Annotated in this window: 7 protein-coding genes and 2 pseudogenes; 8 read left to right on the top strand and 1 reads right to left on the bottom strand. The window is 58.1% G+C overall.

Annotated features, from left to right (window positions below; translation table 11 throughout):
* The 5 genes and pseudogenes from JCM13995_RS12285 to JCM13995_RS17265 form a co-directional block, all read left to right on the top strand.
* Positions 1-221: pseudogene (locus JCM13995_RS12285) on the top strand (bifunctional hydroxymethylpyrimidine kinase/phosphomethylpyrimidine kinase); the annotation flags it as partial.
* A 26-nt stretch (positions 222-247) separates the two neighbouring features.
* A pseudogene (locus JCM13995_RS12280) lies at positions 248-801 on the top strand (ECF transporter S component).
* Positions 802-1095: 294 nt separating this feature from the next.
* A complete protein-coding gene (gene pepF, locus JCM13995_RS12275; protein WP_054666089.1) occupies positions 1096-2664 on the top strand; it encodes an oligoendopeptidase F in 1569 nt (522 codons plus the stop codon).
* Between the two features lie 166 nt (positions 2665-2830).
* A complete protein-coding gene (locus JCM13995_RS14715) occupies positions 2831-2992 on the top strand; it encodes a hypothetical protein (RefSeq protein ID WP_156314484.1) in 162 nt (53 codons plus the stop codon).
* Positions 2983-3114: a hypothetical protein gene (locus JCM13995_RS17265; RefSeq protein ID WP_263849678.1), complete on the top strand. Its 132-nt coding sequence runs from the start codon at positions 2983-2985 to the stop codon at positions 3112-3114. Before JCM13995_RS14715 ends, JCM13995_RS17265 begins: the two co-directional genes overlap by 10 nt.
* Here JCM13995_RS17265 and JCM13995_RS12270 read toward each other — a convergent pair.
* On the bottom strand, positions 3098-3628 hold the full coding sequence (locus tag JCM13995_RS12270; protein WP_054666086.1) for a GNAT family N-acetyltransferase: 531 nt from the start codon (positions 3626-3628) through the stop codon (positions 3098-3100). The two genes, JCM13995_RS17265 and JCM13995_RS12270, sit on opposite strands and share 17 nt — an antisense overlap.
* Before the next feature lie 397 nt (positions 3629-4025).
* Between JCM13995_RS12270 and JCM13995_RS12265 the strand changes: the two genes are divergently transcribed.
* From JCM13995_RS12265 to JCM13995_RS12255, 3 genes are all read left to right on the top strand, one after another.
* Positions 4026-6440, top strand: a complete 2415-nt coding sequence (locus tag JCM13995_RS12265) for an NAD(P)H-dependent oxidoreductase (protein WP_054666083.1) — start codon at positions 4026-4028, stop codon at positions 6438-6440.
* A 266-nt stretch (positions 6441-6706) separates the two neighbouring features.
* Complete coding sequence (locus JCM13995_RS12260) at positions 6707-7102, top strand: helix-turn-helix domain-containing protein (protein WP_054666080.1); 396 nt, start codon at positions 6707-6709, stop codon at positions 7100-7102.
* Positions 7103-7110: 8 nt separating this feature from the next.
* Positions 7111-7440 (top strand): hypothetical protein, encoded by a 330-nt coding sequence (locus tag JCM13995_RS12255; protein WP_156314483.1) that lies wholly within the window; start codon positions 7111-7113, stop codon positions 7438-7440.
* The last annotated feature ends 90 nt before the right edge of the window (positions 7441-7530 follow it).

Here is a 7530-nt window from a genome sequence, read left to right as displayed (position 1 = left end):
CCGACGCGGCCGCGCCGGCGTGGGTGAACCGCAACCAGCGGCTGCCTGGCCACTACTTTGGCACAGGGGACCTGTTTGCCGCGGTCGTCTGCGGGGCGCTGATGCGCGGTCAGACCCTGCAGCACGCCGCAATTTTAGGGGCTAATTTTGTCGCCCGGGCCATTCAGAAGACTGACGACCCGCGGCTGGGGCTGAACTTTGCCACCGGGCTGCCGTGCTGAGCCGAGAATTGGAGGAGTTATAAAACATGAGTGATCGCACATTACGTACGCGCAAGTTGATTTTTACCGCGTTATTCGCTGCCATTATTTACATTGGCATCTGGGTGCTGCGGATCCCGCTGCCGGCAATCGTCGGGCGGCCGTTCATTCACTTTGGCAATCCGCTGATGATCCTGGCCATTATTTTTCTCGGCGGCGGCTGGGGCTTTGTCGCCGGGGCGATTGGGCTTGGCGGCTTCGACGTGCTCAACGGGTACGCCGCGACGTCCTGGCTGACGGTGTCTGAGGTCGCCGTGATGGCCATCGTGGTCACACTGCTGGTGCGGGCGCTGAATCTGAAAAATCATTCCGGCCGTATTGTGGCCATCGGCATTATCGCCGGCTTCACCAAGGTGGTCACGTCGTACTTGGTCGGCGTGGTCGAGGCGCTGATGGTCGGCACGTCGTTTCACGTCGCGGTCGGCGCCGCGTTTGCAAGCTGCTGGCGGCGGTCATCAACGCCGTGGCGACCGCAGTCATCGTGCCGCTGTTGTACCTGGCGCTGCACACCATTTTTGCGCGGCTACTCGCGCGGCGCTAGTGGCGGGCGGGCTTAAGTGCTACCATAAAGGAATCAATTAATAGGGAAAAGGGGAGTTATGATGGCAGAGCAGATCCAGCGCGCTGATGCGCCGGTCGAGTTAACTTGGAATTTGAAGGACTTATTTGCGACGGCCGCGGACTTTGATGAGGGGATCAAGGCCGCTAATGCCGCGACGGCCAAGCTGGCCGGTCAGGCGAAAAGCTTCACCGCCGACGCTGCGCACTTTTATGAGGTGATCCGCAGCTACTTTGAGGCGCAAGAACGTCTCGACCGCCTGGCTTATATGCCGAGTTGGCGGTGTCGCAGGACACCACTGATGCGGCCGCGGCGCAGCTGGCGGCCACTTTTAGCAAGACGCAAAGCAATTTTGACGCTCAGCTGTCCTGGTTCGAGCCGGCAATCGTCGCGATGCCGGATAGCCAGGTGACGGCGTTTACGGAAGCCGAGCCGCGGCTTAAGCAGTACGCGCACGCCTTGGCGCGCATTCGCACCCAGGTCGGGCACGTGCTGACGCCGGATCAGGAAAGCCTGCTGGCCACGTTTGGCACGACTTTTGACAGCGCTGAAGACATTGAATCGACGCTGGACGATGCGGACCTGACCTATGGCGACATTGACTACGATGGCAAAACGCAGCCGCTGACCAAGGGCCTGCGCCGCGTCATTTTGGAAAACGGCGACGCCAAGACCCGCGAGCAGGCCACGCGCCAGTTCGCCAAGGCCTACTACGACCACCGCTACACCTTTGCCGCGACCATGCAGGCGCACATGCACACGCAAAACACGCTGGCCCGCGTACGCCACTACCAGAGTGCGCGCGACATGGACCTGTCCGCCAACCAGATTCCCGAGAGCGTGTACGACACGCTGCTCGACCAGACGCACGCCCATCTGGACCTGCTGCACCGCTACTACGTGCTGCGCAAGCGGGTGCTGGGACTGGACACTCTGCACACCTGGGACCTGGCGATTCCGCTGACCGGGACCAAGCCGCCGTTTGCGCCGACCTACGAGGAAGCCAAGGCGACCGACCTGGCTGCGCTGGCGCCGCTGGGTGAGGACTACCAGGCTCACCTGGAAGACGAGTTCGCCCACCGCTGGGTCGATGTGCTGGAAACCAAGGGCAAGACCTCTGGTGGCTTTGAAAATGTCGCGTACGGCGTGCACCCGTATATTTTGCTCAACTGGACGAACACTTACGACGCCATGAGTACCCTGGCGCACGAATCCGGCCACGCGATGCAAAGTGTCTACGCCGACGAAAGCCAGCCGTACTGGGACCACGAGTATCCAATCTTCACCGCCGAAATCGCGTCGACCACAAACGAAAGTCTGCTCAACGCCTATATGCTCGATCAGACCAAGGGCGACCACGACAAGCAGGTTTACCTCCTGACGACGGCGGTCGAGGACTTCATCGGTACGGTTTACCGCCAGTCCCAGTTCGCCGAATTTGAAAAGTACATGTACGAAACCGAGTCGGCCGGCACGCCGCTGACCGCAGGCGACCTCAGCGCCAAGTACCATGAGATCGAAATGACCTTTTACGGGCCGGATGTTGAAGCCAACCCATGGCCGGAAGCATACTGGGCCTACATTCCGCATTTTTACTACAACTACTACATGTACCAGTACTCGACCTCTAAGGCGATTGCGACCACGCTGGCCAACCGCATCCTGACGGAAGGCGCGCCGGCGGTCGCAGCGTACAAAGAATTTCTGCGCGCTGGCAACTCCGACACGCCGGTCAACATCCTCAAGCGCGCCGGCATCGACGTCACCAAGCCGGATTACCTGGAGGCGGCATTTGCGACCTTCCAGAGCCAGCTTGAGGCGCTGGAAGCGGCGCTGGAGAAGTAAGCTTGAGTCAAAAAAAACGGGTCTCACCTGCACTGGCAATTGCTAGTGGAGTGGGGCCCGTATTTAGTTGGGAGACTAACGTTGTCTTTCTAATCACCATGCCATAAACTAAGCGATAAAAGTTGTTGACTGGGTGAACAATTTTAAGATGGGAGGGGCATACCTGATGGAAGATTTACTGGGCTGCCTGCTGGAACCGCTGTTGGAGCTGATCTTGTTACCACAGTTTGACGCTGCGCATCGAAGGCGCGCCTTGATTCAGCTCATCATTGCGGTGCTGGTCGACGGGACGGGCACTGCTTTAGGCGGTTGGGTGACGTGCAGATGATTCGCGCCCGCGATTGGGGATTGCTGATTGTCGGGCTGATTTTGCTCGCGCTCTTTGGCGGTTTGTTGATCCAGACGCTGAGGCGATACGTCAAGATGCAGCTATCTAGTAAGCACCACTAGATTGAGGCCTAGGGATGCGCACGTAATTTTCCTTCTCGTCGCGGTCCACCACGCGTCCGCCGTTGTTGCGCATGACCTGCAGCGAGGCGAGATTGGTGCGCGCACACGATAGGTAAATTTCGGTTTCTGTCGCCGGCATCAGGCGCGTGCAGGCCTGGATTGCCAGCTCGAGGCCGCGGGTGCCGTAGCCCTGGCCGCGAAATGCCGGCAGGATACCGTAGCCGATGTGGCCAGCGCCGTGGCGGAGCCAGTCATTCAAGCGGTGGCGGATTTTAAACAGTCCGATCAGCTGGTCGTCGTCCCACAGAAAAAAGTACGTGTCCGGCACGCGGCCGATTGCCGGACCGAGCCCCTGGGCACTGAGCAGCCGTTCCGGAATGGCCATCTCGACAAATTTCTGAAAAGTGATGCCCTGGTACGGCACCTCAAAGCCATTTTCCTCTGGCATGGTCTGAAAGAACCGGTATTCAGCTTCCGCGTCCTGCGGATTTAATGCGCGCAATGCGATGGTCATGGGCGTCACCTCAAAAATAATTACGCCAAGGATAGCACAACGGTCGAGCTGGGAGTGTTTCTTGCGACAAAAAATAGCGGTTGCTTGGCTGAGTGCCCGACTCTAGCCAGTTTCTGACATGAGTTCTCCGCGATGCGGAGGCCTTTTTTTTGGACCCGATTGGCTCGCCTTGGGCCTGCCGTCCTGCCACCAAGCAGTTGTGGATCAATTCACATCCGAGAAGTGCAAATGCTTTCGGGGCGTCAAGACAGGGGAATATAATTTAGCTGTTAAGTGGTTGAGAAGGTTTTGTGAATGGCTCGGCACGCCTGACCGTCACCGTTTATGCGGGGTCAACTGGGTAGGCGTTGAGCGACTGGGGGCTGCGCCATTCTGGGAGTGTGCGGAGGTAAGCTTAGTGAAGCTGTTAGCAATCGTTGGGAATAATGCGAGCGTGTCGTATAACCGGAAGCTGCTGGCATACATGCAGCAGCGTTACGCCGGACAGGCCGCGATCAAGTGTCAGGAGATCCGTGACCTGCCGCTGTTTAACGAGGATCTGCTGCACCAGTTTCCGACCAGTGTGAAGGCGCTGATCGCCAACGTGGAGGCCGCCGATGGCATCATCATCGCGACGCCGGAGTACGATCATTCGATGACGGCCAGTCTCAAAAGCGCGATCGAGTGGTTGTCATCAAGTTATCATTCGCTGGCCGGCAAGCCGGTCATGATCGTCGGCGCGTCTTACGGCATCCAAGGTACGGTGCGGGCCCAAATGGATCTGCGCCACGTCCTGGATGCGCCGGGTGTTGAGGCGTGCGTCATGCCGGGCTGCGAGTTCATGCTGCCGAACTGCCAGCAGGCGTTCGATAAGCAAGGCGCGTTGACCGACGCCAAGACCCTTAAATTTTTGGATCAGTGTTTTGACAAGTTTCTGGCATTCATTCGCATGATCGGGCAGGCGCCCAAGGAGGAGAAACACATGAGTCAAGGTAAAACAATCAACTGGGATGCCACCTATGACGTGGTCGTGCTGGGGTTCGGCGGCGCCGGGGCTACGGCGGCCCGCTTTGCCGCCGACGCCGGGGCCAAGGTGCTGCTTGTCGATTCCGCGCCGGAAGGTCACGAAGGCGGCAACACGCGCTATGCCGGTCAGCTGGTCGGGTCCGGGGAGGATTTTGACCAGCTGAAGGCTTACTACAAGAAAATGTCCGAGCCCATGGACCTGGACGAAGACATGATTGACACCTACGTGGACGGCATGGTCAACATGCGCGACTACCTGAAGCGTTACCTTGGCGTGGAACCGTTCAGTGTGGCGCACGACTGGGATCACAGCAAGGTCGACCTCACCGGCATGGTGCACGAGTACCCGGAATACCCCGGCAGTGAGTCCTATGACATGTTGCTGGTCCACAACGGGTTCCTGGATGCGCAGCTGTGGAAGGTGCTGAAAAAGCAGGTCACCGACCGGGCCAACGCCATTGACGTCTGGTACAGCTCGCCGGTTGAGCACTTGCTGGAGGCCGAAGACGGCACGGTGATCGGCGCGCAAATCGAAACCGACCACATCCTGAAAAACATCCGCGCGGTCAATGGCGTCGTCCTGGCCACTGGCGGGTTTGAAAACAACCGAAAAATGGTTCAGGACTACCTTGGCGTCGCGCATCTCGCCCCGGTTGGCTCGATGTACAACAAAGGCATCGGCATCAAGCTGGGCGAGGAAGTCGGCGCGCAGATGTGGCACATGCAAAACTACGAATCGATCGGTCTGCTGCACGGTCTGACCCTGGCGACCAAGCCGGGCGAGCGCGGCCTGCTGCTGCAGCGCTGGCCGCACATTGCGGACGGCAGCGTCTTTGTCGCCGGCGATGACGGCAGCCGCTACTTCAACGAAGCCGAGGCCAACCGCCACGGGCACATCTACTACCACGGCGACTGGAAGGTGCCAGTGGCCAACGACCACCCGCACCTGATTTTTGACGCGACGCAGATGGCTGCGTTCAAGCAGGCAGGCGTCACCGGCGTCGACCTCGATGCCGTGGCGATCAAAGCGGATTCGCTGGCGGATCTGGCCAAGCTGATCGGGGCCGACCCGCAGATCCTGACCAAGACCGGCGAAAACTTTTCCCACTTCATTGAACTTGGCGAGGATTACGCGTATGGCCGCGACCCGGCGACGATGCGGGCGTTCGATGACGGCCCATACTACGCCATCGCGCTGGAGCAAATCATGCTGAACACGCAGGGCGGCCCGCAGCGCAACACCCGCGCCGAGGTCCTGGATCCGGCCAACCAGCCGATCCCGAACCTGTATTCCGCCGGTGAACTTGGCGGGATCAACGTCAATAACTACCAAGGCGGCAACAACATCGCCGAGTGCCTGATCTGGGGCAAAATCGCCGGCGAGAATGCGGCCCGCCCAAAAGGCGGCGCACAGGCTGCGACAACCACCCAGCCGGCGGCAGCCACTCCGGACGCGTCGACGAGCGCCTCTGAGCACCAGGCAACCTCCAGCGTGACCGCGTATTCGCAGACCAGCGCAGCTGACTATCCGGTTGGCCCTGATCAGTACATTGGGGTGAGCGACAACGGCATGGGCGACCGCCTAGTGGTGCGGGTGACCTATAAGGATGACAAGATTCAAGACGTCGAAGTCCTGCAGCAAAGCGAAAGCGGGGATGTCGGTCTGAAGGCCATCCACGAGCTGCCGGCCAAAATGGTCGCGGCCAACACGCCGGAAGTCGATGCTGTGTCAGGCGCATCGGTGACCAGCAACGCGTTGAAGGAAGCGGTGGCCCAGGCGGTCGCTAAGGCCAAAGGAGAAAAATAGCGGCCTCAAGTTTTTATCCAAAAATGGGCTTTGGGAAAATCACTTGAATCATTAAAGGTGTTGCCTCTTCTGGCAGCACCTTTTTCGATGGTGGCTATGCTTTGATGCGCAAATTGCACTTGTCACGGTTGGTGGAATATGCGGCTGCTTTTGATGGCAATCGGTCACTTGCCCACCCGATTTGACGATATTTTGCTGCTTGTCAAAATTATTTGGTACTCTGAGAGGGCAATCTCCACTAATCTCAACTTAAGGAGTGATGATAAATGATTATTGGCGAACAGCTGCGAAACGCCCGGACCAAATCTGGCATGTCCCAAGAATCATTGGCCGAGTTCATGGGCGTCAGTCGGCAGACGATTTCTAACTGGGAGACGTCGCGCAGTTACCCGGACGTTGAGCGGGTGATGCGGTTGGCCGATCTTTATCATCTCTCCTTAGATGAAATGTTGAGAGGTGATCAACGAATGGTGAAATCCTGGGTTGATGCGACAAACGTTGCACGAACAGGAAAATGGTTAGTGTTTCTGTTATTGATGAACATTGTGCTGACGGTTGGTGTGATGATTTTTAGTCATGTTGTCTGGCTGACTGCGCTGCTCTTGTTGCTGATGGTAGGAAGCATTGCGACTGCGTTCTTCCTGATCATTAAACTGATCTGAGGTGACTAATGATGATGATTTGGCTACTTGCGACTTTGCTTCTGGCAATGGTGATCGCCGTTTTCGCCCTGTTCTATCTCCTGGCGCGTTTGCTCACCGTCGATGCCATTGCCCGGGAAATGGCGCACCCGAAGCTAACTGCGGTCTTAACGGCGGGCACGCAAAATGGCATTGGTTTGTTGGCATATCTCGCTTTGCGGCGCAGTCACCCGATCAATCCCACGGTCGATCAGCCGCAACTGCGCCAGCGGTTAAAAATTGCGGCTGTGGCGATTTTTGCAGTGCTGGCAGTGACCGCGGTTTGTGCGATTTTGGTGCTTAGTTCCGGTCAAATTTAGAGTTGGCCGCAGAAAATATATGAGTGCTTGAGACAATACAATGTAAGCCCCCAAGGCCGCACACTTCACAGTGTGCGGCCGCTTTTGTTT

It is taken from the genome of Lacticaseibacillus camelliae DSM 22697 = JCM 13995 (assembly GCF_001311195.1).
GTDB lineage: Bacteria > Bacillota > Bacilli > Lactobacillales > Lactobacillaceae > Lacticaseibacillus > Lacticaseibacillus camelliae.
This window is presented reverse-complemented; position numbering and strand designations above follow the sequence as displayed.